Source organism: Rhodococcus sp. RCBS9 (assembly GCF_029457415.1).
GTDB classification, from domain to species: Bacteria; Actinomycetota; Actinomycetes; order Mycobacteriales; family Mycobacteriaceae; genus Rhodococcus_F; species Rhodococcus_F qingshengii.
Map to the genome: position 1 here is coordinate 3711888 of NZ_CP120422.1, position 26004 is coordinate 3737891.

Annotated in this window: 24 protein-coding genes; 11 read left to right on the forward strand and 13 right to left on the reverse strand. The window is 62.6% G+C overall.

All coding sequences use genetic code 11. The features are described from left to right. Positions 1-198 precede the first annotated feature (198 nt). The gene (locus P0M12_RS17410; protein ID WP_277376624.1) at positions 199-1569 is read left to right on the forward strand and encodes an Ig-like domain-containing protein; all 1371 of its coding nucleotides are present in this window, start codon (positions 199-201) and stop codon (positions 1567-1569) included. 8 nt (positions 1570-1577) lie between these two features. Here the strand turns inward: P0M12_RS17410 and P0M12_RS17415 are convergent, their stop codons facing one another. Next, positions 1578-2225, reverse strand: a complete 648-nt coding sequence (locus tag P0M12_RS17415; protein WP_007734446.1) for an MBL fold metallo-hydrolase — start codon at positions 2223-2225, stop codon at positions 1578-1580. Between the two features lie 165 nt (positions 2226-2390). Here P0M12_RS17415 and purS point away from each other — a divergent pair, with 165 nt between their 5' ends. Together purS and purQ are read left to right on the forward strand one after the other, a co-directional pair. Next, positions 2391-2630, forward strand: a complete 240-nt coding sequence (gene purS / locus P0M12_RS17420; protein ID WP_003945817.1) for a phosphoribosylformylglycinamidine synthase subunit PurS — start codon at positions 2391-2393, stop codon at positions 2628-2630. Beyond that, the gene (purQ, locus tag P0M12_RS17425) at positions 2627-3304 is read left to right on the forward strand and encodes a phosphoribosylformylglycinamidine synthase subunit PurQ (RefSeq protein WP_003945887.1); all 678 of its coding nucleotides are present in this window, start codon (positions 2627-2629) and stop codon (positions 3302-3304) included. Before purS ends, purQ begins: the two co-directional genes overlap by 4 nt. A 79-nt stretch (positions 3305-3383) precedes the next feature. Here the strand turns inward: purQ and P0M12_RS17430 are convergent, their stop codons facing one another. Next, positions 3384-4604 carry a pyridoxal phosphate-dependent aminotransferase gene (locus tag P0M12_RS17430; RefSeq protein WP_003945423.1) on the reverse strand — a complete coding sequence of 407 codons (1221 nt, stop codon included), beginning with the start codon at positions 4602-4604 and terminating at the stop codon, positions 3384-3386. A 138-nt stretch (positions 4605-4742) separates the two neighbouring features. Between P0M12_RS17430 and P0M12_RS17435 the strand changes: the two genes are divergently transcribed. Both P0M12_RS17435 and P0M12_RS17440 read left to right on the forward strand, forming a co-directional pair. Further along, positions 4743-6149 (forward strand): PLP-dependent aminotransferase family protein, encoded by a 1407-nt coding sequence (locus P0M12_RS17435; protein ID WP_042452643.1) that lies wholly within the window; start codon positions 4743-4745, stop codon positions 6147-6149. Positions 6150-6206: 57 nt separating this feature from the next. Further along, positions 6207-6653: a hypothetical protein gene (locus tag P0M12_RS17440; protein ID WP_007734451.1), complete on the forward strand. Its 447-nt coding sequence runs from the start codon at positions 6207-6209 to the stop codon at positions 6651-6653. Positions 6654-6659: 6 nt separating this feature from the next. Here P0M12_RS17440 and P0M12_RS17445 read toward each other — a convergent pair whose 3' ends face one another. Beyond that, positions 6660-7868 carry a macrolide family glycosyltransferase gene (locus tag P0M12_RS17445; RefSeq protein WP_277376625.1) on the reverse strand — a complete coding sequence of 403 codons (1209 nt, stop codon included), beginning with the start codon at positions 7866-7868 and terminating at the stop codon, positions 6660-6662. A 163-nt stretch (positions 7869-8031) separates the two neighbouring features. Here P0M12_RS17445 and P0M12_RS17450 point away from each other — a divergent pair, with 163 nt between their 5' ends. Then, complete coding sequence (locus P0M12_RS17450) at positions 8032-8322, forward strand: YiaA/YiaB family inner membrane protein (protein WP_003945505.1); 291 nt, start codon at positions 8032-8034, stop codon at positions 8320-8322. On the opposite strand, the gene P0M12_RS17455 is transcribed toward P0M12_RS17450, so the two are convergent. After that, on the reverse strand, positions 8306-9427 hold the full coding sequence (locus tag P0M12_RS17455; RefSeq protein ID WP_277376626.1) for an ATP-binding protein: 1122 nt from the start codon (positions 9425-9427) through the stop codon (positions 8306-8308). The genes P0M12_RS17450 and P0M12_RS17455 overlap by 17 nt on opposite strands. Then, positions 9424-10137 carry a response regulator transcription factor gene (locus P0M12_RS17460; protein ID WP_007734457.1) on the reverse strand — a complete coding sequence of 238 codons (714 nt, stop codon included), beginning with the start codon at positions 10135-10137 and terminating at the stop codon, positions 9424-9426. The genes P0M12_RS17455 and P0M12_RS17460 overlap by 4 nt, the downstream gene beginning before the upstream one ends. Positions 10138-10353: 216 nt before the next feature. On the opposite strand from P0M12_RS17460, the gene P0M12_RS17465 reads away from it, so the two are divergent. After that, positions 10354-11004, forward strand: coding sequence for a DUF305 domain-containing protein (locus P0M12_RS17465; RefSeq protein ID WP_007734459.1), 651 nt, complete (start codon positions 10354-10356; stop codon positions 11002-11004). A gap of 142 nt (positions 11005-11146) precedes the next feature. Further along, positions 11147-13195 (forward strand): heavy metal translocating P-type ATPase, encoded by a 2049-nt coding sequence (locus P0M12_RS17470; RefSeq protein ID WP_277376627.1) that lies wholly within the window; start codon positions 11147-11149, stop codon positions 13193-13195. An 18-nt stretch (positions 13196-13213) separates the two neighbouring features. Here the strand turns inward: P0M12_RS17470 and P0M12_RS17475 are convergent, their stop codons facing one another. From P0M12_RS17475 to P0M12_RS17490, 4 genes are all read right to left on the reverse strand, one after another. Next, the gene (locus tag P0M12_RS17475) at positions 13214-13984 is read right to left on the reverse strand and encodes an alpha/beta fold hydrolase (RefSeq protein ID WP_058039300.1); all 771 of its coding nucleotides are present in this window, start codon (positions 13982-13984) and stop codon (positions 13214-13216) included. A gap of 142 nt (positions 13985-14126) precedes the next feature. Then, positions 14127-14708, reverse strand: a complete 582-nt coding sequence (locus P0M12_RS17480; RefSeq protein WP_228401920.1) for a hypothetical protein — start codon at positions 14706-14708, stop codon at positions 14127-14129. Between the two features lie 8 nt (positions 14709-14716). After that, positions 14717-16318, reverse strand: a complete 1602-nt coding sequence (locus tag P0M12_RS17485) for an ABC-F family ATP-binding cassette domain-containing protein (RefSeq protein ID WP_042452635.1) — start codon at positions 16316-16318, stop codon at positions 14717-14719. A 234-nt stretch (positions 16319-16552) separates the two neighbouring features. Next, entirely contained in the window at positions 16553-17107 is a 555-nt protein-coding gene (locus P0M12_RS17490; protein WP_003945732.1) for a hypothetical protein, read from the reverse strand. Between the two features lie 96 nt (positions 17108-17203). Between P0M12_RS17490 and P0M12_RS17495 the strand changes: the two genes are divergently transcribed. The 3 genes from P0M12_RS17495 (at position 17204) to P0M12_RS17505 (ending at position 21576) form a co-directional block, all read left to right on the forward strand. Further along, complete coding sequence (locus tag P0M12_RS17495; protein ID WP_042452633.1) at positions 17204-19021, forward strand: penicillin-binding transpeptidase domain-containing protein; 1818 nt, start codon at positions 17204-17206, stop codon at positions 19019-19021. 107 nt (positions 19022-19128) lie between these two features. Continuing rightward, positions 19129-20808, forward strand: coding sequence for an NTF2-like N-terminal transpeptidase domain-containing protein (locus P0M12_RS17500; RefSeq protein ID WP_003945897.1), 1680 nt, complete (start codon positions 19129-19131; stop codon positions 20806-20808). Between the two features lie 30 nt (positions 20809-20838). Beyond that, on the forward strand, positions 20839-21576 hold the full coding sequence (locus P0M12_RS17505) for a sulfite exporter TauE/SafE family protein (protein ID WP_003945554.1): 738 nt from the start codon (positions 20839-20841) through the stop codon (positions 21574-21576). Positions 21577-21582: 6 nt separating this feature from the next. Here the strand turns inward: P0M12_RS17505 and P0M12_RS17510 are convergent, their stop codons facing one another. The 4 genes from P0M12_RS17510 to P0M12_RS17525 form a co-directional block, all read right to left on the reverse strand. Next, positions 21583-23055 (reverse strand): peptide MFS transporter, encoded by a 1473-nt coding sequence (locus tag P0M12_RS17510; protein ID WP_003945468.1) that lies wholly within the window; start codon positions 23053-23055, stop codon positions 21583-21585. 57 nt (positions 23056-23112) lie between these two features. Next, a complete protein-coding gene (locus P0M12_RS17515) occupies positions 23113-23490 on the reverse strand; it encodes a DUF3054 domain-containing protein (RefSeq protein WP_003945710.1) in 378 nt (125 codons plus the stop codon). A 64-nt stretch (positions 23491-23554) separates the two neighbouring features. Beyond that, entirely contained in the window at positions 23555-24103 is a 549-nt protein-coding gene (locus P0M12_RS17520) for a YceI family protein (RefSeq protein ID WP_003945643.1), read from the reverse strand. A 78-nt stretch (positions 24104-24181) separates the two neighbouring features. Beyond that, entirely contained in the window at positions 24182-25918 is a 1737-nt protein-coding gene (locus tag P0M12_RS17525; protein WP_277376630.1) for a 2-isopropylmalate synthase, read from the reverse strand. Between the last annotated feature and the right edge of the window lie 86 nt (positions 25919-26004).

A 26004-nucleotide genomic window follows, 5' to 3' on the forward strand; every position in this document is an offset into this window, starting at 1 on the left:
ACGAGACTATGTCGTCTGTCCGGGTTGTCCGAGCGGGCAGACTCTTCGCGTTTCTCCACTTCCTTGCTGGTAGTAGTGCAGAGTGGGTCAAAATCGCATAAAACGGACGATTAATTAGAGCGCTGGGTCAGCCAGCTCTCCCACTGCTAGAGTGCGTGCAGTTAATCTGCCGCTAGTAGATGGGATCGGGATCTCGCCATGCGCACGAGAGTGTTCTCCAAGTCGGCCGAGGGTCTTGTCGCCGTGGCTGTGGGCGCAGTCGTCTGTGCTGCGTTCGTTCCGGCGCTCGCGTCTGCCGCTCCGACCGGCGCGGTTCACACGCTGCCGACGGGCAGTGTCGACGGCGGGTCGAGCGGATCGAGCGATGGCGTCCGCACCGCAACCGTCGACGATGAAGGTGAGCAACTCACACTGCGCCTTCACAAGATGAACCTGCGGGGATCCGAGTTCTCGATGGCTGTGCAAGACAGCGACGGAGCGCTGACCGACGCGGTGATCCCGGCGCCCCGTTCGTACATCGGCAGCGTGGAAGGGCGTCCGGACGCAATCGTCTCGGCCATCGTCGACTCCGCCGGAACACTGCGCGGGCAGGTGATTTTCGATCGTGGTGTTTCGATAGAGTTCGTCGGATCCGAGGTGGTCGGTCGCAGCACGGCGCCGATCGACGCAAAACCCAAGTGGCCCACCGCGGCCATTGCGCCGGCCTCGGCCGCAAGGGTCGGCAAGACGGTCAAGCAGTTCGTGGTCGGACTGGACCTCAGTGGCGAGTGGTACTCCGCGCACGGCGCAGGCAGTGCCGCCGTCGCTCTGGATCGGGCCGAGGAATCAATGGCCCGCACCGCTGCCATCTGGATCAGAGACGTCGGGATTCGGCCGGTCCTCGGTCGAGTTGTCCTGCGGGCAGATTCCGCCGGCGATCCGTACTCGAGCAGTTGTGAAAATCTCGAGCAGTTGGAAGATCTGTGGTCCGATCAGGTCGGGTCGAGTGTCGATCAGGCGACCGTCGTGTGCGCATCCGGTGGCGGAAATGCCTACTACTCGAAGTTCGAACTCGACCACAGCTACGCGCATGTCGGTGCCGAGTCCGACGGCAACTTCAGCCGCGTTCTCCGCCACGAGTTGGGCCACAACTTCTATGCCGACGACTACCACGGCGGCGGCGCCGAGGGATCGACCATCATGAACGGTAACGACCTCTCGCGCTTCGACGGCACCGAATTCGCTGCCATCGTCGATGCGGCGGAGGTTGCCTCGGCTCGACTCGACGACGTCGGTCGGTACACGGCAAGCCCGATCCCACCGTACGCCGCACTCGACACCGCGCGGGTCCGCTCAGGCGGCACAGTCACCGTCGACGCCGTCGCGAATGATCATGACAGCAACGGAGATTCGATCAAAGTGACCGGCGTCGGGGCGACGTCACTTCTCGGTGGCACCGTGAAGCTCGAAAACGGCGAAGTGGTGTTCGAAGCCGGAACGAAGGCAGGCACCGACAAGATTCTCTACACACTCACCGACGCAGCCGGTGGCACGAGCACCGGCTGGATCATCGTCGATGTGAGTGCGTGAGAACCGAATCAGGCGACTTCGACGCTCGACTCCTCGTCGAGAACTCGGAACTCGGTGCCGTCGGCAGCCATTTCCGAGTAGCGACCGTAGAAGATGCCTGCGGCCTCGTCGCGGATGATCGCTTGATGAATGGGAACCGCAACGCGCGGCGCCACCGCGCGGAGGTAGTCGATGGCCTCCGAGATCTTGAGCCACGGTGCGGCGGCGGGGAGGGCGAGAACGTCGACCTTCTGTTCGGGGACGTAGAGGGAATCGCCGGGATGCATGAACCGTGCCGGGTTTGTGGCGTCACCGAGGAGGAACGCGGTGTTGTCGATCATCGGTAGGTCCGGATGGATGATTGCGTGCTCTCCGCCCGTTCCGGTCACCTCGACGTCGCCGATGCTGAACCGGTCGCCCGGCCGGACGCCGGTCCAGCGCCCACCGAGCTTTTCAGCCGTCTGCGGATCGCTGTAGAGCACGGCGTCAGGATTCGCTTCGGCCAGTTCGGGCAGCCGCGCCGGGTCGGCGTGATCGGGGTGTTGATGTGTCACGAGGATGGCGTCGAGGCCGGTGATGCCTTCGAATCCGTGCGAGAAGTTGCCGGGATCGAAGAGGATCTTCGAGCCGTTCAACTCCACGAGCACACAGGAATGGCCAAAATGTGTCAGTCGCATGATTTCGAGTATGCGCCGCCCCGAAGGGACTCGCAGGCGGGTTTCACAGGTGGTGGCCGTCACGCCCCGATCACTCGATGCGAACCATCTCGGGTCCGCCCGGTAAACTGGCCATCACCCGAGCGTTTCACTCCGGGTTCGCGCACTAGTACCGAGGAGCAGCACGTGGCCCGTGTCGTCGTCGAAGTCATGCCCAAGGCCGAGATTCTCGACCCCCAGGGACAGGCAATTGTCGGGGCACTGTCTCGCCTGGGCTTTGCAGGAGTATCCGATGTCCGTCAGGGCAAGCGGTTCGAGTTGGAGATCGACGGCAGTGTCGAAGACGCCGAACTCGAGAAGATCGCCGAAGGCCTGCTGGCCAACACGGTGATCGAGGATTGGACCGTCAGGCGAGTCGAGGCATGAGCGCACGTATCGGAGTAATCACTTTCCCCGGCACGCTCGACGACATCGACGCGGCGCGGGCAGTGAACCTGGCCGGCGGTGAAGCTGTCGAACTCTGGCACGGCGATGCAGACCTCAAGGGTGTCGACGCGGTCATCGTGCCCGGCGGATTCTCGTACGGCGATTACCTTCGTTGCGGCGCGATCGCACGTTTTGCTCCCGCGATGGGCAAGGTCGTGGAAGCAGCCAAGGGCGGCATGCCGGTCCTGGGCATCTGCAACGGTTTCCAGATCCTCTGCGAAGCAGGTTTGCTGCCCGGTGCCCTGACCCGTAACCAGGGTCTGCACTTCATCTGCCGCGACGAGTGGTTGACGGTCGAAGCCAACAACACGGCGTGGTCCTCGCGATACGAGGCCGGCGCGCAGATCCTCATCCCCCTCAAGTCGGGTGAAGGTCGCTTCCAGGCGTCCGAGAAGGTTCTCGACGAACTCGAGGGCGAAGGCCGCGTCGTCTTCCGTTACTCGGAGGAGAACCCCAACGGCTCGCAGCGTCGTATCGCCGGCATCTCCTCGGCCAACGGCCGGGTCGTCGGTTTGATGCCGCACCCCGAGCACGCCACCGAGGCTCTCACCGGTCCCAGTGACGACGGATTGGGCTTGTTCTACTCGGCCCTCGACGCGATCGTCACTGCCTGATCGCCTGCTGATTTTCACCACTGAACGCCGACCGGAAATCCGGTCGGCGTTCAGTCGTATGTGGGCCCGGTACCCAGGGCTACTGGCTGTAGGAACTGAGGAAGTTGCCGAGTCGCTCGAGTGCCGTCGAGAGATCGTCGGTGTTGGGGAGAGTCACCAACCGGAAGTGATCGGGTTCGATCCAATTGAACGCGCGACCGTGGCTGACAAGAATCTTCTCCGATTCCAGTAGATCGAGAACGAACCTCTCGTCGTCGACGATGCCGAACTTGTCGACGTCGAGCTTGGGGAACAGGTACAGCGCCCCGTCGGCCTGTTGGCAACTGATCCCGTCGATGCTGTTGAGCGTGGTGTGTGCGAGATCGCGCTGGGCCGTCAGCCGACCTTGTGGGAGCAACAGGTCCTCGATGGACTGGCGTCCGCCGAGTGCAGTCTGGATAGCGTGCTGCGCCGGCACGTTGGCACACATTCGCATGTTGGCCAGCAATTTGATGCCTTCGATGAAGCTCGACGCCCGCTCGAGTGGTCCGGTGATGGCCAGCCATCCGGCTCGGAATCCGCACACGCGGTAGGCCTTGGACAGTCCCGAATACGTCAGACACAGAACGTCTCGCCCGGTCATCGTCGCAAGGTTTGTCATGGATCGGCCGTCGTAGACGATCTTTTCGTAGATCTCGTCGGCGAAGAGCATCAGATCGTGTTTGCGCGCTAGATCCACGAAGCGTTGCAGCACCTCCGTCGAGTAGACGGCGCCCGTCGGATTGTTGGGATTGATGACGACAATCCCTCGGGTGCGCGGCGTGATCCGAGCTTCCAGATCGTCGAAGTCCGGTGCCCAGCCTTGGCTTTCATCGGTGAGGTAGTGGACGGGCGTGCCGCCGGCAAGTGAAACCGAAGCCGTCCACAAGGGATAGTCGGGAGCGGGAATCAGGATCTCGTCCTCTGGATTGCAGAGGGCCTGCATCGTCAGGGTGATCAGTTCGGACACACCGTTTCCGAGATAGATCTCGTCGACGGTGACGTCGGTGATACCCCGCGTCTGGTAGTACTGGACCACCGCAGTGCGCGCCGAATACAGTCCGCGAGAATCGCAATATCCCTGCGCGGTAGGGAGATTGCGGATCATGGCCATCATGATTTCGTCCGGAGCTTCGAACCCGAAGGGGGCCGGATTGCCGACGTTGAGTCGCAGGATCGTGTGTCCCTGATCCTCGAGTTCTTCGGTCTTGTCGAGAATTCGCCCTCTGATGTCGTACCTGACATTCTCGAGCTTGCGGGCCTGATCGATGGGTGTGTTCACGCGGTTACGTACCTCTCCGGTTCGGGTGGGTGAGTTGTGTTTCAGATGAGAAGGGCGCCTCAGGGTTCGGTCTGGAAACGGACATTGATTCGCGATAGCGCTAGCGGCGAAAGAAGAGTAGCGCTACTATGATTCGACATGTCCAATGATAGCAGTTCGAGGATTGTCGCAGCCTTGCGTGAGTGGATCGCGACGGCTCCTCCAGGCGCGAAGCTTCCGTCCACTCGGTCGCTCGTCAGCCTGCACGGGGCGAGTCCGGTCACCGTGCAGAAGGCGCTGCGAACACTGGTATCTCAGGGGGTTGTGGAGGCTCGTCCCGGTGTGGGGACCTTCGTGCGCGCGGCGCGCGTCGTGCGACCCAACGACTACGGGTGGCAGACAGCGGCGCTCGGATCGCCGAACTATCGTCTGCAGCTGCCCATGGCGCTGCAGTCCACCTCCAACGACGTGATCGCGCTGCATTCCGGCTATCCGGCCCGAGAGCTGTTGCCGGAAGGTCTGGTTCGTGCAGCCTTCACCAGGGCGACGCGAACCGACGCCGTGTTCAATCGGCCCCTCGCTGCCGGGCTTCCGGAACTGCAGTCCTGGTTTGCCTCCGAATTGGGTTCCGCCACTCCTGCCGGGATCACTCCGCCGGGGCCGAACGACGTGGTTGTACTTCCCGGCAGTCAGGGTGGGCTTGCGACGTCCTTTCGCGCGTTGGTGGGGGAGGGACGTCCGTTGCTCATGGAATCGCCGACCTACTGGGGAGCGATCCTGGCCGCCGCACAGGCTGGAGTCACGGTCATTCCGATTTCCAGCGGCGCCAACGGTCCTGATCCTGAAGAGCTTTCGCGTGCATTCGAACAGACCGGTGCCCGTGCGTTCTACGCACAACCGAGCTTCGCGAGTCCGACCGGAGCGCTGTGGTCGCCGTCGTTGGCTGACAAGGTTCTCGACACCGTCCGTCGGCACGGCGCATTCCTCATCGAGGACAGTTCGGCGCTCGACTTCGGAATCACCGCAGATCCCAGCCCCATCGCTGCACGAGACGACAGCGGTCACGTCGTCTACCTTCGTGCGCTGACCAAGAGCGTGTCCCCATCGGTGCGAGTTGCCGGATTGATCGCTCGGGGTCCGGCGTACGAGCGGATTCTGGCTGATACACAGGCAGATTCGATGTATGTCAGCGGGATGCTGCAAGCGGTAGCGCTCGACGTCGTGACCCAACCGGCCTGGCGAACGCACTTGCGTAGGCTTCGTCACCAACTCGAGGCCAGACGCGACCTCCTCGTGTCGAGTCTGCGCGAGCACGCGCCGGACGCTCACCTCGACGCCGTACCGAAAGGCGGACTCAACCTCTGGCTTCGGCTCCCGGACACCACGAACGTCGAACGCGTGGTGCAGGACTGCCGGTCGGCCGGCGTCATCGTCGGGGCCGGTGACGATTGGTTCCCGGCAGAACCGACTGGAAAGTTCTTGCGGCTCAACTACGCCGGACCGAACCCGGGTGAGTTCCCCGACGCCGCCCGCATTATCGGCCGAGCAATCACGCAACATATGTAGAACTTCACCTCGCTGGTGGTTGACCTGAACTTCCGTTGAGGTTTTATCGTCGTGTGCATGAACAAACAAGCGATGCAGCCACCGGCCAACCAGCCGATCGGATTCTGGACCGCGCGAGCCGGTGAAGCGATTCGCACGCGCACGCGCGGAGCACTCGAAGCGATCGGCGTCACCCAGCCGGGGTGGTGGGTCCTGCACCAACTTTCGCTGCACCCTGAAGGGGTGGAGCGTGCTGTCCTCTTGCGGACGATCGGTCCGAACGAATCCACCGACGTGATCGATGACGCCGTCGACTCTGCCCTCGAACTGGGGTGGGCGCGCGAAGACGGGTCTGTCCTTCGCCCGACTGATGCGGGCTCCGAGCAGTTCGATCGCGCCGCGCGGGTACAGCAGATGCTGCAGGAAGAGCGGATGCAGGGAATCACCGAAGAGGAGTTTGTCACCACCATCACTGTGCTGCAGCGAACCATCAAGAACGTGGGCGGCGACGCCTGGCACTGGTAGCAGACATTATCTGGGCCCGCTGCCGGGTAGAGCGGCTTCGATCAATTCGACGGCACGGGACACACCGCCCGCCGCTGCGAGTTCTTCTGCCAACTCCGCGCTGCGTCGGCGGAACTCGTTGGCGCTCACCAGAGTCAGCGCCTCACGAAGCTCTACTGCCGTGACGGTAGCGCTGTCGACGCGTACTGCGACACCGGCGTCGACGAGCGAGTCGGCGTTGCCGAACTGATCGACGGCTTGCGGCACTGCGATCATGGGTGTCCCGGTCACCAGTCCCTCGCTGGATCCGCCCATACCCGCGTGGGTCACGAACGCGTCGGCCTGCTGCAGAATCGCGAACTGCGGTACCCAACGGTGTATTTCGACGTTGTCGGGCAATGGTCCGAGATCTGAGATCTGCACCTGCTTTCCGATCTGGAGGACGACGTGCCAGCCGTCCATCTGGCCGAAAGCCTCGACGCAGGTGCGGTAGAAATCCGGATGATCGGTGAATGCTGAACCCAGCGAGATCAACAAGAGCTTGCGTTCGGGATCCGGGTTCACCCAAGGTTGACTGCTCGGTTCGAGTGCGGGGCCGACGAACGTGTAGACGTCGCGGTTCACGCGTTCGGCGTTGGGCTGCATCGATTCTGCGATCAGCACGATTGCACGGGGTGGGCGTCCGGTGAACTCACGTGGATCGACCTCGACGCCTTCGGCGCGGAAGAACCGGGTCTCCCGATCGAGCAGGTCGACGCCTCTCGGATCGGAACGAATTTCGTCGTACATCGGTGCGGCGTCGGCTTCGTAACCGTCCCAGGCAACGTACGTCGGCGACAACTGGATGATGGGAACGCCCCACTGCTGAGCCAGTATTCGTGCCGGAATGCCGGCGATGTCGTAGAGAAAGAGGTCAGGGCGATCGTCTTCGTAGATTCGGCGTAGCTGCGGCAGCATCGACTCGTAATCGTCCTGGAAAATCGTCAACTGATCGATCAGATCCCCGTCCCAGCTCTTCTCGGATTCGGCGCCGTCGGGAGAAGGGACGAGGCTGGGCAGCGTGGAGACGTACGGTGCGAATTCGGCCCCGGTCGCCTCGATGATCTCACGCATCGACTCGTCGTTGGCATAGGTGACGCGGTGACCGGCGGCGACGAGACGCGCGATGACCGCCAGGCTCGGATTGACGTGGCCCGGTGCCGGAATGCTCACCATGGCTATATGTCTGCGGGTCATCGATCACTCCTGCCGTCTGACTGTTCTGGAACAACTCCGGATACGGGACCGAGACTATCCACCAGGATGGGTGACGGCATCTGATTTTTGCCGGGGAAGTACCGTGCGCACTCGAGTAGGACTACGCATCCGAGTGCCGGGATGGGCGAGCAGACTTCGAAGCATGAGCACACCGACAACACCCTCGAAGACCACTGCAGCCTTCTATCTTCAGGCCGGAATAGCCTTTGCCGTCAGTTTTGTCGGCACCCTCCTCGGAATTGCGTATCTTCCGATCGATGCGTGGCAACGCGGATTTCTCGGAATGTCCTTGCTGTTCTTGGTCACCAGTACGTTCACGTTGGCCAAGGTGATTCGTGATCAGCAGGAGGCATCCACTGTCAGGGTTCGAGTGGACGAGGCTCGACTCGAGAAGCTGATCGCCGAGCACGATCCGTTCAAAGCGGCAGCCTGAAACCTGTCGGCAAGGTGAGGATCAGCGTGCTGCCGAGAGGTTGCTCGTTTCGGAGCGCCGACAGATCGCCGCCGTGTGCGAGCGCGAGGCTGCGCGCAATCGTGAGCCCCAAACCGGAACCGTCGGATCGATCACCGCGATGGAAACGGTCGAAGACTGATTCGAGTTGGTCTGCGGGAATTCCGTCACCGGTGTCGGTGACGGACACCGAGAGGTGGTCACCTTCCCGTGCGAGTGTCACCGTCACCGAACCTCCGCTCGGAGTGTGCCGCAACGCGTTTTCGAGCAGATTGGCGAGGATCTGTTCGATTCGTTGGCGATCGACCTCGGCCGTGATCGGTTGCGGAGGTAGCGCGGTCGTCAATTCGACTCCACGATCGGCGAAACGTGGCGCCGCTGCTGCCGTTGCGCTGCAAACGATGTCGTCGATGTTCTCGTCTCGGCGATCGAGTTCGAGAGCGTGTTCGTCGGCCGCGGAGACGTCCGCCAGATCGCAAGAGAGCCGACGCAGTCTTTCGAGTTGATCGCGCATGACCGACCATGAAGAGTTGTCCGTGGGGAGGACGCCATCCTCGATGCCGTCCACGTACGCAGCCAAAGTCGATACCGGAGTGCGTAATTCGTGGGCAAGATCGGCAAGCAGGCGTTTGCGGACCCGATCCGAATGATCAAGGCGTGCCGCCATGTCGGCAAAGGCAGTTTCGAGACGCGTGAAATCGGCATCTACGTCGGACCTGCCGATTGTCACGTCGAAGTTCCCGTCTGCGACGCTTTGAGCCGCCTCCGCCAGCGTTGAGATCGGGGCCGTGATGCGTCGGACGATGTAGACCGCGGCGATGCTTGCGCCCACCAGTGCGACCGCGATCCCGCACAACAGTGCAATGGTCATGGTCTGAGCGAATGCCTCTTCGGTGTGGGTACGGACATTCGAGTCTTCGATGCCGGCCATCATGAGGTGGTTGTGAAAGAGCGGGGCAGCGACGGCAATGGCGACTGCGGCGATGGCGAGGCAGGAGACGAACAGGACGACAAGCTGCGCCAGCAGCAGTTTTCCGCGTAGCCCGAGTTTCTTCATGACGACCTCGTTCATGACGACCGCGTTCATGACGACCTCAGGGAGTATCCGACGCCCCTGACGGTTCTGATGAACCGAGGATCGGTCGCGTCGTCGCCGAGTTTGCGGCGTAATGCACGCACATGGACGTCGACGATGTGCTGGTCCCCGAACCAGGACGAGCCCCACACCGAGGCGATGATCTCGGCCCGACTCCAGGCAGCGTCGGGTCGGGATGCAAGCGCGGAGAGCAACGCGAACTCGGTGGGAGTGAGATCGACAGGGTGGTTGTCGACATGCACGGTGCGGGCGAGGACGTCGATGTCGAGACCGGGAGGCGTCGGCAGCACTTTTGGCAGCAAACTCGACGCGCGTGGCCGTCTGAGCAGTGCTTTCACTCGCGCAACCAGTTCGCGGGGGCCGAAGGGTTTGACCACGTAGTCGTCTGCGCCGGCCGCCAGACCCGTCACCTTGTCCGACTCTTCACCGCGGGCGGACAGCATCAGGATGTACGCATCGGAGAAGGTACGGATTCGTCGGCAGACTTCCATGCCGTCGAAGCCCGGGAGCATTAGATCGAGCACTATCAGCGCGGGCTCGAATTCGCGCACCGAACGTACTGCGCTCGGCCCGTCGTGGGCGAGGCGCACGGTGAATCCTTCGCGTGTCAGATAGTTGGCGACAACCTTGGCGAGGGCAGTCTCGTCGTCGACGACAAGAACGCGCCCCGGTTCCTCGCCAGGTCGTAGTTCGGCGCTCATCAGACCGAGGTTAGTCGACTGCGTGTCTGCATTGCTGGCGCGTGGTGGTTTCCACTCGACTGTGAAGATTCGATGAAGGACGCCTGTTCGAGCCGGTTATCGGGCTTCGCGGTGGATTTTCGCCGGTAACGTGGCAACTGTGCATGTGCAGCACTCTTGTCAAATCAATTGTGGTGCAGTGCATATCGAACAGAATCAATTCTCGGGAGTGAAAACATGTCTTTGACGGTCAGGAAGAGCGCCGCGCGGTTCGTTCCGGTTGTGGCAGCGGCAGCACTGTTGATTGCCGGATGCTCGGACAACTCCGGGGAGAGCATCAACCATTCTTCCGAAACAACCAGTGTTGCAGCACAGTCGGAAATTCCTTCGGGTGTCAATGCTGCCGACATCGAGTTTCTCGAAGGGATGTACCCGCATCACGCGCAGGCATTGGACATGGCCAGGATGGTCGACGGTCGAACCGACAATGCCGAACTTCTCTCTCTTGCAGCGCAGATAGAGGCAGCGCAAGGCCCGGAGATGGCTCAGATGACCGAATTGTTGACGGAGTGGGGACGCCCCGAGCCTTCGTCGAGTTCGATGGAGGGCATGGATGAGTCGGCGCACGCGGGACACGGCGTCGGGATGGCCGAGATGCCGGGAATGATGTCGGCCGACGACATGACCGCCCTCACCGATGCCAGTGGCGCGGAGTTCGACAAGTTGTGGCTGACGATGATGATCGAGCACCACAAGGGTGCCATCACCATGTCCCAGACCGAACTCGACAACGGGCTCGACCCGTCGGCGGAGAAGATGGCAGAAGCGATCATTGCCGGTCAGCAGGCGGAAATCACTCAGATGGAAGCGATGTTGAAGGGGAGTTGAACAGGAGGCCTTGGCCGCGTGACCTTGCTCGGGTGGCTACCTGGGCATACGTTCGAGGCTGATGGCTTGACCGGTGCTGTGCTGCAATCACACGCGAGGGGATGACCGCCACATGGATCACAGTCAGATGGACCATGGCCAGATGGACCATAGCCAGATGAGCCATGGCCAGATGGAGCATGGGGCACACGGTGGTCACGGGGATCACGTCGCACAGTTCCGGACGTTGTTTGCAGTCATGCTGGTCATCGCGGTTCCGGTCGTTGCGGCAGACGCGATGTTCGCTGATCTGGTCGGGTACACACTGCCGGAAAACTCTCTGGTGGAATGGATGTCACCGGTACTCGGCACGGTGATGTACTTCTGGGGTGGCAAGCCGTTCCTCACCGGCGCTGTTGCCGAAATCCGTTCTCGGCAGCCGGGAATGATGCTGTTGATCGCGCTCGCGATCACCGTGGCCTTCTTCGCGTCATGGGCTGCGAGTCTGCACTGGGTGGATCACACTCTCGATTTCTGGTGGGAGCTCGCGCTTCTGATCGTGATCATGTTGTTGGGCCACTGGATCGAGATGCGTTCGCTCAGTCAGACATCGAGCGCCTTGGATTCACTTGCCGCTTTGCTGCCCGACGAGGCAGAACGGGTGGTGGGGGAATCGGTGGAAACCGTGCCCACCGCAGCTCTGGCGACCGGCGACCTGGTGATAGTTCGTCCCGGCGCCCGTGTTCCCTCGGACGGAACGGTGGTCGAGGGAAGCGCCGACATGGACGAATCCATGATTACAGGCGAGTCGAAGACCGTCCGCCGGACTGTCGGAGATCAGGTGGTGGCCGGCACGGTAGCCACCGACTCGGCACTTCGGCTTCGAGTCACCGCCGTGGGAGAAGACACCGCGCTCGCCGGTATCCGGCGCCTGGTCGAACAAGCCCAGAACTCGTCGAGTCGCGCGCAGGGGTTGGCGGACAAGGCCGCTGCTCTGCTGTTCTGGTACGCACTGGGCGCGGCAGTGCTGACCGCGATCGCCTGGAGTATCTGGGGCACCCCGGAGAGCGCAGTCACCCGGACGATCACCGTTCTGGTGATCGCCTGCCCGCACGCGCTCGGGTTGGCGATTCCACTGGTCGTCTCGATCGCGACGGAACGGGCGGCTCGGGCTGGGATCTTGATCACCGACCGCATGGCCCTCGAGGCGATGCGTAACGTAGACACCGTTCTCTTCGACAAGACCGGCACTCTCACCAAGGGGGAGCCCGCAGTGGTCGGTGTACGCGGTGTCGACGGGTATTCCGATGACGCCGTTCTCAGCGCAGCGGCTGCCGTCGAGTTCGACAGCGAACATCCACTCGGGCGCGCCGTCGTCGCGGCGGCGCGGGAGTTGTCGCTCGAATTCACTTCGGGTTCCGACTTTCAGGCGCACAACGGGATCGGGGTTGCTGCGGACGTCGCCGGTGCACGCGTCGGTGTCGGCGGACCGGGGATGCTGCGATCGGTCGGGGCCACCGCGATCCCGGGGACCGAAGAGTGGCTCAGTGACGGGTCGACCGTCCTGCATGTAGTGCGTGACGAGAAGGTAATCGGCGCATTGGCATTGGCCGACGAGATTCGCCCGGAATCAGCATTGGCCGTCGACGCCCTCCATGCTCGCGGTGTGCGGGTGGCCATGGTCACCGGAGACGCGGAGGCCGTGGCCCATTCGGTGGCTCGCAGGCTCGGGATCGACGAAGTTTTCGCCGAAGTGCTTCCGCAGGACAAGGGAGCGCAGGTATCTCGGCTTCAGGCTGCGGGCCACCGCGTGGCGATGGTCGGTGACGGGGTCAACGATGCGCCGGCACTCGCCCAGGCGGATGTGGGCATCGCGATCGGTGCCGGAACCGACGTGGCGATCGCGTCGGCGGGAGTTGTTCTGGCCAGCGATGATCCGCGTTCGGTGAGCTCGGTCATCGAGCTCTCCCGCGCCACCTACCGGAAGATGGTTCAGAACCTTTGGTGGGCAGCGGGATACAACGCGATCTCGGTTCCCCTCGCTGCGGGAGTACTGGCGCCCGTCGGGTTCGTGCTGCCGATGGAGGTCGGAGCAATCCTGATGTCGGTATCCACTGTGGTCGTTGCCGCGAATGCCCAGTTGTTGAGGCGCTTGGACTTGCGGCAACCACCGGTGACCGCGTTGGAGTCGAGAGTGCTCACATCGCAGTAGCGAGAGGTTGAAGGCGGACTACTGTCGGCTCAGGAACGGAATGAGCGCACGCAGTACAGCATCGGAGTCTGCGACTGCGCTTGCGTGGTCAGCCCCTTCGATCACAGTCAAGGCACTGTCCGGGATCAGCGACGCGAGATGCTCGGTATCCGGCAGGCGCTCGCGATCTCTCGATCCGACGAACAACAACGCCGGTGTGGTGATCCGTTGCAGCACGGCGTCGTCGATGCCGTGCTCCTTCTCTGCGCGGCGCATGTAGGCAGCGAGCGCGATGGCATCATTGATTCGGAAGGCAGTCGCAGTCTGAGGATCCACCGGTTTGCCGCGCCTCACGCCCCAACCGGTCAGAAATCCCTCGATACCGCCGCTTTCGAGTACGTCGATGCAACCCGGGAAGAACAATGCGTCGAACGCGCCCGTCATCGGTCGGCTGCTACCGCCCCCGACGGTCAGCGATCGCACCCGTTCGGAGTGCTCGACTGTCAGCGACATCACCGAACGTCCGCCGAACGAGTATCCGAGGACGTGTGCCGGCTCGAACGGAGACTCCGTGTCGAGGATCTCCAGGAGATCGCCGACCACCAGATCCATTGCATACGAATCGGAGTCGTGTGGTTTGTCACTGCGTCCGTGACCCCGCATGTCGACGAGGATCAGACGATATTGCTCCTGAAGTGCCTTGACGTACCCGAAGCCACGCCAGATGGAGCGCGACAACGCTGTGCCGTGCACCATCAACAGGGGTGGGCCATCGCCCACGATCTGATAGGTGATCCGCGCACCGTCCACCGGATTTCTCACGTCGTGCAACACCCGTCCAGTATGGGTGCCAGTTGCTACGCACGTGAACTCGAGTAGTCGTCCGGTCCCATTCGACGGATGGCGTGGACTCTCACGAACAGTCGGGCCGTCAACTCGGCCTCCCCCAGAGCTACCGGTCACTGCCCGGCGGGGCAGTACCCACTGTTCCAAGCAATGCATCGGTGGAGGGGTCTGCAGTGCTGACGCCTGCGGCTATGCCCCGAATCAGAGCCTCGAAATCAGCGGCGACGATGGTGACCTCCTCGAACTCCGGCTCTCCTCCACGGACAACCTGACCGTCGGGTGCGAGCGCCAAGTACTCGTACCCATTGCGCACCGACAGCAGGACCGGGAGGTGAGTGGACCAGAAGGCGTTGATCGCCGCGCGCTCCGCCGGCCCGGAAGCGACCGCCAGGCTCTCGTGCCGGAACGCATTCCAGGGAAACGCCTCATCGCTGACGCCGACGCCACCGGCATAGTTCTCCGCCGAGAGAAACCACACCTGGTCGTCGGAGCTGGCAAGTACGGAGAACGAACTCGCCCACACTACGAGTTGGTCACAACCGCCGACCAGTGGTTGCGGAACTGGGGCAGAGGCCGATCGAGTGGGTTCTTCGCGAACCCAACCTGCGAGCGACAGCGCGGCGGTTGCGTCGAGGTGAAGGCACATCGCCCCACGGTAGGCCAGACCGTCGAGCACCGACAGCGTCAACCGTCGGCCTACTCGGGATCGATGTCTCGAATACCAGTCTCGTCCATGCTGATCCATCGCGTTATGCCGATGCCGCGAAGGAACGGCAGATCGTGACTCACCACCACCATGGCGCCGCGAAAATCGGAAAGTGCCTGCGTGAGGTGGGCGAGACTCGGTAGGTCCAGGTTGTTGGTCGGCTCGTCGAGAAGAAGCAGCTGGGGCGCGGGCTCGGCCAGCAGGATCGTGGCTAACGCCGCACGCAATCGTTCACCGCCGGAGAGCGCGGATGCCGATACGTCGGAATCCGTTCCCCGGAAAAGGAACCGTGCCAACTGCCCGCGAATTTCCTCGGCTGTCGCGTGTGGCGCGGCCAACGCGACGTTGTCCGCCACCGAGAGATCCTCGTCGAACACGTCGAGACGTTGGGGGAGCGCACGAGAGGCTACGAACGGAGTCGACGCGGCGAGTGCATCGAGCAACGTCGTCTTGCCGATTCCGTTGCGTCCCACTATCGCAATCCGCTCCGGCCCGGTGATCTGGAGCGATACCACTTGGCCGCTCTGCAACGTCACCTCGTCGAGCCGCGCAACCTGCTGCCCCGGATGAACCTCTGTAGCAGGCAGATCCAGACGAATCTCGCGATCGTCTCGAAGGAGTTCCTCTGCCTCCGACAGGACAGACTTGGCCTCGTCCACCTTCCCGATATGGTTGAGGGCCAGCTTTCCCGCTGAAACTTGGGCCTGACGTTTTCGTGTCTGCGCGATGATCGGCGGCATCCGCTTGTTCTCGAACATCTTCTGCCCATAGCGCTTACGCCGGTCCAGTTTCGTTCGAGCGTCGATCAGCTCGCGGCTCTGCTTTGCCAGATCGGCCTTGGCGTCGCGAACGGTGGCGAGTGCGTTTTCCTGCTCAGCGGTCACGACCTCCTGGTAGTGCGAGTAGTTGCCGCCGAACACGCGTAGATCCCCCCGACGTAGTTCGATCGTGTACTCCGCGGTGTCGAGCAGTTCCCGGTCGTGGCTGACGATCAGCACGGTTCCCGGAAACTGTTGGACTGCAGCATGAACTCGTGATCGAGCGTCGCGATCCAGGTTGTTGGTCGGCTCGTCCAGGAGCAGTACCTGTGGATTCTTCAGCAGCGTTGCGGTCAGGCCGAGTAGGACGGTCTCTCCGCCGGAGAGGGTGCCGACAGTTCGGCTCAATGCTGCGGTATCCGGAACCACCTTCTCGAGGCCGAGTCGATGCAAGGTGGAGAGAGCGCTCTCCTCGATATCCCAGTTGTTGTCCACGAGCGCAAAGTCGGATTCGGAGCCGTCGCCGGTTTCGATGCGGTGCAAAGCGTTTCGGAGTTCGTGGATACCGAGGATGTCATCCACCCGAACGCTCGGATCGAGTGTGATGTCCTGACGGAGGTAGCCGACCTCGCCGGAAGCGGTCACGGATCCAGATTCCGGTGAGAGCTCTCCCGCGATCAATCGCAGCAGAGTCGACTTTCCCGATCCGTTGAGTCCCACGAGACCGACACGGCCACTGGGGAATACAAAATTGGTGTGGGAAAAGACTGATTCGCCGTCCGGCCAGATGAAGGTGAGATCCGAGAGCGACAGAGAAAGATGGGATTGGGTCATGAGTACTCCAGAGGGTGCTTGGACTGTGCGCCCGGCTCAGCAAGTGCTGATGGGTGCGAGTGCCTTCGCGTGATGAACCTCTAGAGGAGCAACGGCCCGTTTCCTGTTCTGTCGGGAATGATTCGTGTTCCAGGTTAGAACACTCGAACGGTCCCGTGCAATCGAATTATTCTGTGCTGTCGGTCTCGTCAGTGTTCGGTGCTCAGATTTTCGGGCCCTCGGATTTTCTGGCCTTCAGATCTTCGGGCCTTCGGATCGGAGGTCGTCGACCTTCGACATCGCTTCGCGGAGTTCGGTGAGCCATTGTTCGCTGTGCTTGCCCGCCAACCGGACTGTCCACATGAGGGCGTCCGCTCGCGAACGAGCAACACCCGCGTCCACCAGAGTGTCGAGAACCTTGCGTTCGGGCTGACGTAGTCGTGTCATCACCGGAACTGCGAGATGTGTGAACAGGACGGTCTTTTCGTCCAGACGTACACCCCAGGCGACCTTGCGCCCGTAGCGAGCCTCGGCCTCGTCGGCGATGCGCATCCGGTCGGCGCGCGTGGTTTCGCGAAAGCGTGAGATCCTTCCGTCCGCGGCGGCCTCGCCACCGTCGACTGCCGGGAGTTCACCGATCACGACGATTTCTTCGCGGTCGACCTGGACGTCGGCCGTTCCGGTGAACCAGTCATCTGGAAGTCGACCGGCAAACCAGTCGGACGCATCACTCGCGTCGGGAACCGACGCCTGTTGCCAACCTCCGGGACGGCCGAACCTGCGGTCGCCGGAGTTTTGTGAGTTCTTCATGGCGTTCTCCTCGGAGACCTGGTGGAGTGTGGCGTGCGTTTATTGCACTGATTACATGATTACACCGATAGTCGAACTGGCGCCACAAATTCGGGCATGATCGGAGTCGTGCGCCTTTCACACGCTCGTCAGAGCTTCCGAACTTTCCGTCGTCCCGTGGCTGCCGTGGCTCTGGGGGTATTGGCCGCAGGATCGGTAGTTGCCTGCAGTTCTGGCCCTGACCAGCCGAAATCAGTGGCAGAGGAGTTCGCCTCCGCGCTCACGTCCGATGACGTGCAAGCGGCGGCAGCCCTGACCACCGATCCGGCGGCGGCGTCGACTGCGATTTCGGCTCTGATCGACGGGCTGGGCAAGGACGAGGGAACATTCACCGTCTCCGACGCCACCGAGTCCGGTGATTCTGCGGGGAAGTTCACACTCGATGCGGCGTGGAAGTTCGGTGAAGGTCAGGACTGGAACTACTCGACGCAGGGAAACGCGTCGAAAAGCGGGGACAACTGGCTGATTCAGTGGGACCCGGCGCTGTTGGCCCCGGACCTGACCTCCTCGACGACCTTGCGCTACACACCCACTACCGGTGCTCCGCCGTCGGTGCTGGACGCGGCGGGCCAGCCGATCATGGAGCAGCAGGTGGTGACGCTGGTCAATCTCGATTCCGCCGCGGTGCCCCCGGTGGACACGGCAGCCGTGGCGGCCCTTCTCTCGCCCGTCGCACCGACGATCACGGCGGCATCGCTGAGCGGCGATCTTGCGTCGGCAAGTGGGAAGCCGGTCACCGCAATCACTTTGCGGGCCGAGGATCTTGCACCGATCGAGGAGAGGTTGGCGGCGATTCCCGGAGTGAGCTTGGCGCCGCAGGCTCGGTTGCTCTCGGTGGACAAAACTCTGGCGTCGCCGACTTTCAGTGGGTTGTCCGATCTGTGGCAGGAGGGGCAGGACAAGTCCGCGGGCTGGGCGGTACAGCAGGTGAAGCAGAACGGAACCGTCACCACCGTCGCCGGCCAAGACGGGCCGGTTGCTCCGAACATCGCGACAACGATCGACCGACCGATGCAACTCGCGGCCGAGAATGCGCTCGCCGGGGTGACACAACAGGCGGCGATCGTTGCGCTGCAGCCGTCGACCGGAGCGGTGTTGGCGGTGGCCCAGAACGCCCCCGCCGACGCACAGGGCCCGATCGCTCTGACCGGCCTGTACCCACCGGGTTCGACGTTCAAGACCGTGACGACGTCCGCGGCCCTGCAAGCCGGCGTCGCTACACCGGACACCGTTCTGCCGTGCCCGGGTACCGAGAACATCGAGGGCCGTCAGATTCCCAACGACGACGAGTTCGACCTCGGATCGGTTCCGCTGCACACCGCGTTCGCGAAGTCGTGCAACACCACAATGGCGAGGATGGCCGTCGGTCTGCCCGCCGATGCTTTGCACAAAGCGGCGCTGCAGTTCGGGCTCGGCGTCGACTACGTCACCCCCGGACTCACGACGGTGACGGGCAACGTCCCTGACGCGAACACCCCCGCCGAACGCGTCGAGTCCGCGATCGGACAGGGCACGGTGACCGCCACGCCCTTCGGGATGGCTCTCGTGGCGGCCTCGATCGCCAACGGAACGACACCCGCGCCGATGTTGGTCAAGGGACAGCCCGGCGTGGCAGATCAGACCGTTGCACCGGCTCCCGCGGAGGTGACCGAACAGTTGCGGGTGATGATGCGCGAGACCGTCACCGGCGGTACGGCGACGTCGTTGCAGGACATTCCGGGGCTTCTCGGCAAGACCGGCACGGCCGAAACCGAGGGTGGCCCGGCACATGGGTGGTTTGTCGGAATCAAGGGAGACCTCGCATTTGCGGTATTCATCGCGGGTGCGGACAGCTCTTCGCCTGCAGTGCAGGTAGCGGGCACTTTTCTGCGCTGAAACCTGTTTTCCGTTGCAGTTGGATCACACCGTCGTAGCTCAACCGTGACACGTTCGTAGGCATCCCGTGCTTGTTACTCGTGTGACAGAAGTAAAGAGTTACATGCATGGGGCCCGGAGGACAGCACAACCGTCGTGGAAAATATGTCGTTGCGTCGATAACTGCTGTCGTTCTGACAGTGGCGCTCGCGTCGTGTGTCATCGGTGGGGAGAAGAAATCCGACGCCGCCTCGGTGGTGGAGGACTTCGTCACCGCCCTCAACAACCACGACGCCGAAGCTGCCGCGGCGCTCACGTCGTACCCCAACGCGGCGCGGCCGTCGATCCAGCAGATGTTCGACGGACTGGCCGCCAAGTCCACCGACTTCGACGTCGCTCAGGTCATGGATCTGGGTAGCGACTCCGGACTCTTCACACTCGACGCGTCCTGGAACTTCGGCGAAGGCAAGGACTGGAGCTACCAGTCGCAGGGTGAGGTTCGTGATCTGTCGGTCGGCTGGCGTGTGTCCTGGGACCCGTCGGTCCTCGTCCCCGACCTCGGCAACGGTCGCACCGTTTCGTACACCCGCACGGACGCAGCGCCGCCGAAGGTAGTCGACAGCACCGGCACCCTGCTCATGAACGAGCAGACCATCAACGCGATCACTCTTGACCCGGCCACCATGCCGGACCCCGTCGACACCACTCGTCGCCTCGCCACGGTGCTCGAACCTGTCGCACCGTTGGTCACTTCGGAGTCGATGTTGGCCGACCTCGCCGCAAACCCCGGCAAGCCCGTCACCGCCGTACTGCTCCGCGATCCCGACTACGCCTACCTGGAAAGCGATTTTGCGATCCCCGGTGTCGTCGTGGTCAAGACACCCAAGCTGATCGCCTCCGACCGTCGCATCAACTCGCCGTTGCTGGACCCACTGCGGACCGTGTGGCAGGCCAATCGCGACGCCACCGCCGGCTGGGCGGTCAATCTGGTCGAGCCCAACGGATTCCCGATCAAGCAAGCCGGCTTCCAGGGACCTCCCGGCCCCGACGTCGCCGCGACCCTCGACTCGCACGCTCAACTCGCCGCGATCGAAGCTGTCGTCAGTGCAGGTACTCCTGCGGCCATCGTCGCGATCCGCCCGTCGGACGGCGCCATTCTGGCTGCCGCACAGAACAATCAGGCCATCGAACAGGGCCCGATCGCCTTCACCGGGTTGCGCCCGGCCGGCGGTGCCCTCGATCTGGTCCGTCTCGCATCGTCGATGCAGAACGGCGTCGACCCCGGCGCCGTGTCAGCCGAGCAGTTGGCCGACACCGGGCAGCAACTCGGACTCGGCAACGGCTTCCACATTCAGGGACTCGAACAGCAGACAGCAGTGCTTGCCGCGAACCGCCCCGGCGTGGACCAGGCGATGAACAACGTCATGGCCAACAAGACGTCCAACGACGCGAGCGCGCCGACGGTAACTCCGTTCGGAATGGCGATGCTCGCGGCATCGATCGCCCGCGGCAGTGCCCCGATGCCGATGATGGTCTTCGGACAACCGGCTACCGCCGACGTCACGCCGACGGCATTGCCCGGCGACGTCAACAATCGTCTGCGTGACGCCATGCGAGGCGCCGGCGGACTGGCTGGGTACCCGGACATGATGGCGGCCGGTGCAGCGAGCGGTGACGATCGCTGGTTCTACGGATCACGCGGAGACTTCGCATTCGCAGTGTTCGTCGCAGACGCCGACGGCGGCGATCGAGCAATGCAGATGACGGACAAGCTCTTCCAGGAACTCGGCAAGCCTGCCGACAAGTAGTACCGGGCACCGCGAGTAGATTCCTGGTTCGTGAACCTGCTCGATTTCCTTTTCCTCGTCGTAGCGGGATTCTTCAGCGGTCTAGTCGGTTTTGTCACCGGTCTTGCATCGATCGTTTCGTATCCGGCGCTGCTGAGCGTCGGGCTCTCACCGGTCAGCGCGAACATGACCAATACCGTCGCGTTGGTGGCCGTCGGCGTCGGAGCGTTGGCGAACTCGTCCCGTGAAGTTGCCGATACCGGTCCGAAACTTGTTCGCTGGTCTCTCTATTCGGCGGCCGGTGGCATCATCGGTGCCCTCATCCTGTGGCTGGCACCGGAAGGCTCGTTCGAATCCGTTGTGCCGGCGATGGTCGTGTTCGCCTCGCTCGCGCTGCTGCTGCAGCCGAAGATTCGTGAGTTGTCCGGCGGCGGTGACCGCCCCGGAATCTACTCCGCAGCACTGTTCGCCGTCGCGGTATACGGGGGCTATTTCGGTGCCGGTGCCGGCGTCATCTTCCTGGCTGCGACGCTCATCCTCACTTCCGAAACGGTGTGGCGTGCAACGATCCTGAAGAGTTTCTTTCTCGGCATCGCCAATCTTGTGGCTGCACTCATCTTCGCCTTCTCTGGACAGGTGCATTGGGTGGCCGCGTTGGCGATGGCGCTCGGCGCGTTGGCCGGAGGTTGGTGTGGCCCGCCCGTCGTCAAGAAAATCCCGCCATCGGTACTGCGTGTGGCAGTAGCGATAGCGGGATTCGTGTTGGCTCTGTGGTTGTGGGTGAAGTGAGCCCGTCTACTTCACGCCCTGCATCAGCTTCTTGATCCACGGCGAGGCAAGAGCAAGAATCACTCCGATTCCGATCGACGAGAAACCGATGATCAGGAAGAACGGGCGACTGTCGTCGATGTCGAAGTAACCGGCCAAGGTTCCCGCCATCGAAGAACCCAATGCAACGGACAAGAAGAACAACGCCACCATCTGAGTGTGAAAATGCTCGGGCGCGAGTTTGGTTGCAAGGGAAAGGCCGACGGGGGACAGGAAGAGTTCGGCGAAGGTGAAGAGCAGAAGCACACCGGCAAGGCCGAGGAGCGGTGCACTGTTCGGTCCGCCCCCGGTGATCGGGATGAACGCCAGGAACGCCAGACCCATCGTGCCGGTGCCGAGCGCGAACTTGATCGGCGACGACGGCTGACGGTCACCGAGTTTGGTCCACATCGCTGCGAACACACCGGCAAAGATGATGATGAACACCGGATTGATCGACTGCACCCACGTCGGCGGGAAGTCCCAACCGAAGAGATTGCGGTCCAGGAGCTTGTCTGAGATCACCGGCACGGTGGTGAACTGCTGCTGAAACAGCGACCAGAAGGCCGCGCTCGCAATGAACATCGGGATGAATGCAAAGACTCGACTGCGTTCGACCTTGGTGACCTTCTTGCTGGTGAGCATGAGGAGGAAGTAACCGACCGACGCGACGATCGTGAGTCCGACAACGACGTCGGACATGTTGTCCGCCGTGATCAAGCCGGTGACGGAGGCGACCGCGACGACGACGATCGCGGCAATGCCGATCCCGATGTAGAGTGCGCGCTTGTCCGCGGGCAACGGGTTGCCTGGTTCGGCACCGATTCCGTGAAGATGCTTGCGGCCCAGCGTGTACTGGATCAGGCCGAGCGCCATGCCGACGGCAGCGAGAGCAAAACCGGCGTGGAATCCCCAGGCGTCCTGGACGGCTCCGGTGAGCAGCGGACCGACAAGACCGCCGATGTTGATGCCCATGTAGAAGATGGAGAATCCGGCGTCGCGGCGAACATCCTGTTCGGAATAGAGATCTCCGACCAGAGAGGTCGCATTGGCCTTCAAGCCGCCGCTGCCGAAGGCGACCATGACGAGGCCGACGCCGACACCCCACATGCCGGGAAGAACCGACAGTGCGATGTGGCCGGCCATCACCAGCGAAGCACTGTAGAAGAGCGTGCGCTCGGAGCCGAGCAGTCGGTCGGCCACCCACGCCCCGAGAATCGTCGACAGGTAGACGGTGCCGCCGTACGCGCCGACGATGCTGGTCGCTGCCGCCTGGCTGATGCCGAGGCCGCCGTCGCTGACGCTGTAGTACAGGTAATAGATGAGGATGCCTTGCATCCCGTAGAAGGAGAACCTCTCCCACATCTCGACGCCGAACAGGTTCGCCAGCGCAAAGGGTTGGCCGAAGAACCCCCGGTCTTCCTTCTCGCTACGTTCGACGGGCTCCGTAGTGTTGCTCATCCGAAAAGTGTCCTACGTGCTCGGGCATTTCGGGTGGTTCCGAGCCGTGGAGTTTGGTTACGACTTGGTGCGGATTTTCACTACCAGCGGAGCGAGTGCGCGCCAACCGAGAAGGAACGCGCCGAGGACCAGCGTCGCGACGACGATGAAGCTGAACTGGGTGCCCTGGCCACTCAACACTCGCAGGATCATCCCGATGACGACGGCGCCGAGCCAAACGACAACGCCGGTGGGAACAAGGAGAACGGCGTTGAACTTGTCGCGGTAGAGCGCGAACGTGGCAGCCCATCCGATCACCAGGCCGGTCAGGAAGGGCCAGGATGTCTTCGCCAGACCGGCGAGCGCATTGGCTTCTTCGTGGGTACGGCGCCCTATCGCGCAGAAGATTATGACAAGAATGGCGTCGATCAGCAGGAATGGTGCGTACTTCTTCACGCTCACACCATACGACTGTGCGCCTTTATTAACCGCGGGCGGTTAATAAAGGCGCACAGTGTTGTTAGGCCTGGAGGCCGGCTTCGATCTCGAGGGTGATCGTGATCTTGTCGCCGACAACTGCTCCGCCGCCTTCGAGGGGCATCTCGATGGAGATGTCGAAGTCCTTGCGGTTGATGACGGTGGTGGCCTCGAATCCGGCGACGGGGCCCTGGCCCATGCCCGGGTTGACGCCGTTGAACTCGAGGTTCAGCTCGACCTCGCGGGTGACGCCGTGGAGCGTGAAGTCGCCGGCGAGGACGAAGTCGCTGCCCTTGGATCGCACTGCGGTGGACTTGAAGGTGGCCTTCGGGAACTTCTCGACGTCGAAGAAGTCAGCGGACTTGATGTGGCCGTCGCGCTGCTCGTTCTTGGTGTTGATGGAGTCCACGGAAATCTCGGCCTCGACGGCGGGGGTTCCGTCTTCGGCAACGGTGATCGTTCCGGAGAACTCGTCGAACGTTCCACGAACCTTGGAAACCATGAGGTGGCGAACCGAGAATCCGACAGTGGAGTGGACGGTGTCGATGACCCAGGTTCCGGCGGTCAATGCGGGCAAGGTTGCGGTGGTCATGGAAGCTCCTGAATAAGTAGTTGAATGTTCAAGTTCTTGTAGCTTCAACTATGGACCCCAGGAAATCCTTCCGCAAGATCATGTGAGCTGCATCACAGTGTTTGTGCTTGCGCCATAGACCGCGTGAAGCGCCGACGCTGTCACCGACTGATGCACCGCAATGCCCCAGCGTCCTTCACCGTTCACCACGCACTCTGCAATGGTGACTGCCGAATTCGCACTCCCGGAAGAATTCGGGTTGCGGGGCAGTGAATGCTGGGTGAGCGAGACGACCTCGACGGCCGAGCCCTGTTCGGTCAGGATTTTGCTCAATGCCTCGACTGGGCCGGACGCACTGGCCGCGGCGGTGACCTCGTGCCCGTTGCGATCGATGGCAACGAACAACTGATCACCGTCGGCGGTGTGTTCCAGTGAGTACCGACGCACTCCTCCGTTGTACCCGTACTCGCGCAGCAGCAGTTTCCACAGTTGGTCGGCAGTCATTTCGGTGCCCGAGTCGTCGGTTTCGAGCTGCACTCGCGAGGCGAAGTCGATCTGCAGGCGCCGGGGGAGTTCGACCCCGTACTCGGTCTGCAGCAGATATGCGATTCCGCCCTTGCCCGACTGGCTGTTCACACGAATGACCGCCTGGTAGTCGCGGCCGACGTCGGCGGGGTCGATCGGCAGGTAAGGGACCGCCCACGGCGCCGATCCCGGATCGACGCCGGCAGCCTCCGCGCTCTCGTAGTGATGCGCGAAGCCCTTCTTGATCGCGTCCTGGTGGGTTCCGGAAAATGCCGTGTACACGAGATCGCCGCCGTACGGGTGGCGTTCGTGGACGGGAATTCTGTTGCAGTACTCCACCGTTCGACGGATCTTGTCGATGTCGGAGAAGTCGATTTTCGGATCGACGCCCTGTGCATGCAGATTCAGCCCCAGTGTGACCAGGTCGACGTTGCCCGTCCGCTCGCCGTTGCCGAACAGGCATCCCTCGACGCGCTGCGCGCCGGCCAGCACTGCCAGTTCGGCGCACGCAACGCCGGTGCCGCGGTCGTTGTGCGGGTGGACCGAGAGGATCACCGAATCGCGTCGGGCCAGATTCTGGTGCATGTATTCGATCTGATCGGCATAGATGTTGGGGGTGGCGATTTCGACTGTGGCAGGGAGGTTGTGGATGACTGGGCGATCGGGGTTGGCGTCCCAGAGTTCGGTGAGACTGTTGCAGACCTGCAGGATGTAGTCGGGTTCGGTGAGGTTGAAGACCTCGGGTGAGAACTCGAATCGCCAGCCGTCGTGGCCTTCGCCGCCACGAGCAACGTCTTGCGCGGCGCGGAAAATCATGTCGTGCAACTCTTCTCGCTCCTTGCCGAGAACGACGTTTCTCCACGTCGGCGCAGTCGCCGTGTACATGTGGACGACCGCGTCAGGCAGCCCCTCGATCGATTGATATGTCCGTTCGATCAAATCCGTACGCGCGGCAGTGAATACGACGATAGTGACGTCGTCGGGAACGAGATCGAAGCGCACCAGGTCGCGAACGAAATCGAAATCGGTCTGACTCGCGGAGGGGTAGCCGACCTCGATTTCCTTGTAGCCGATTGCCACCATCAGTTCGAACATTCGACGCTTGCGTTCGGGGTCCATCGGTTCTGCGAGGGCTTGGTTGCCGTCGCGCAGATCGACGGGCACCCACAGGGGCGCCGCGGTGGTGCGATTGGACGGCCACGTCCGCTCGAAAGTCGGAATGTCGACGCGATCCCACGCGGCGCGATAGCGCTCGGACGGCATGGGTGACGGTTTCTGGTTGTTCCAGCGGTTGGCTCGGGTAGTACTCATCTTCGGTTTCTCCTGCGGTCGAGTCGAGAGACCGGCATGGCGAAACCCCGCGGAGGGGTGCCGGTCTTTCAGGCCCCGCCGCGGCA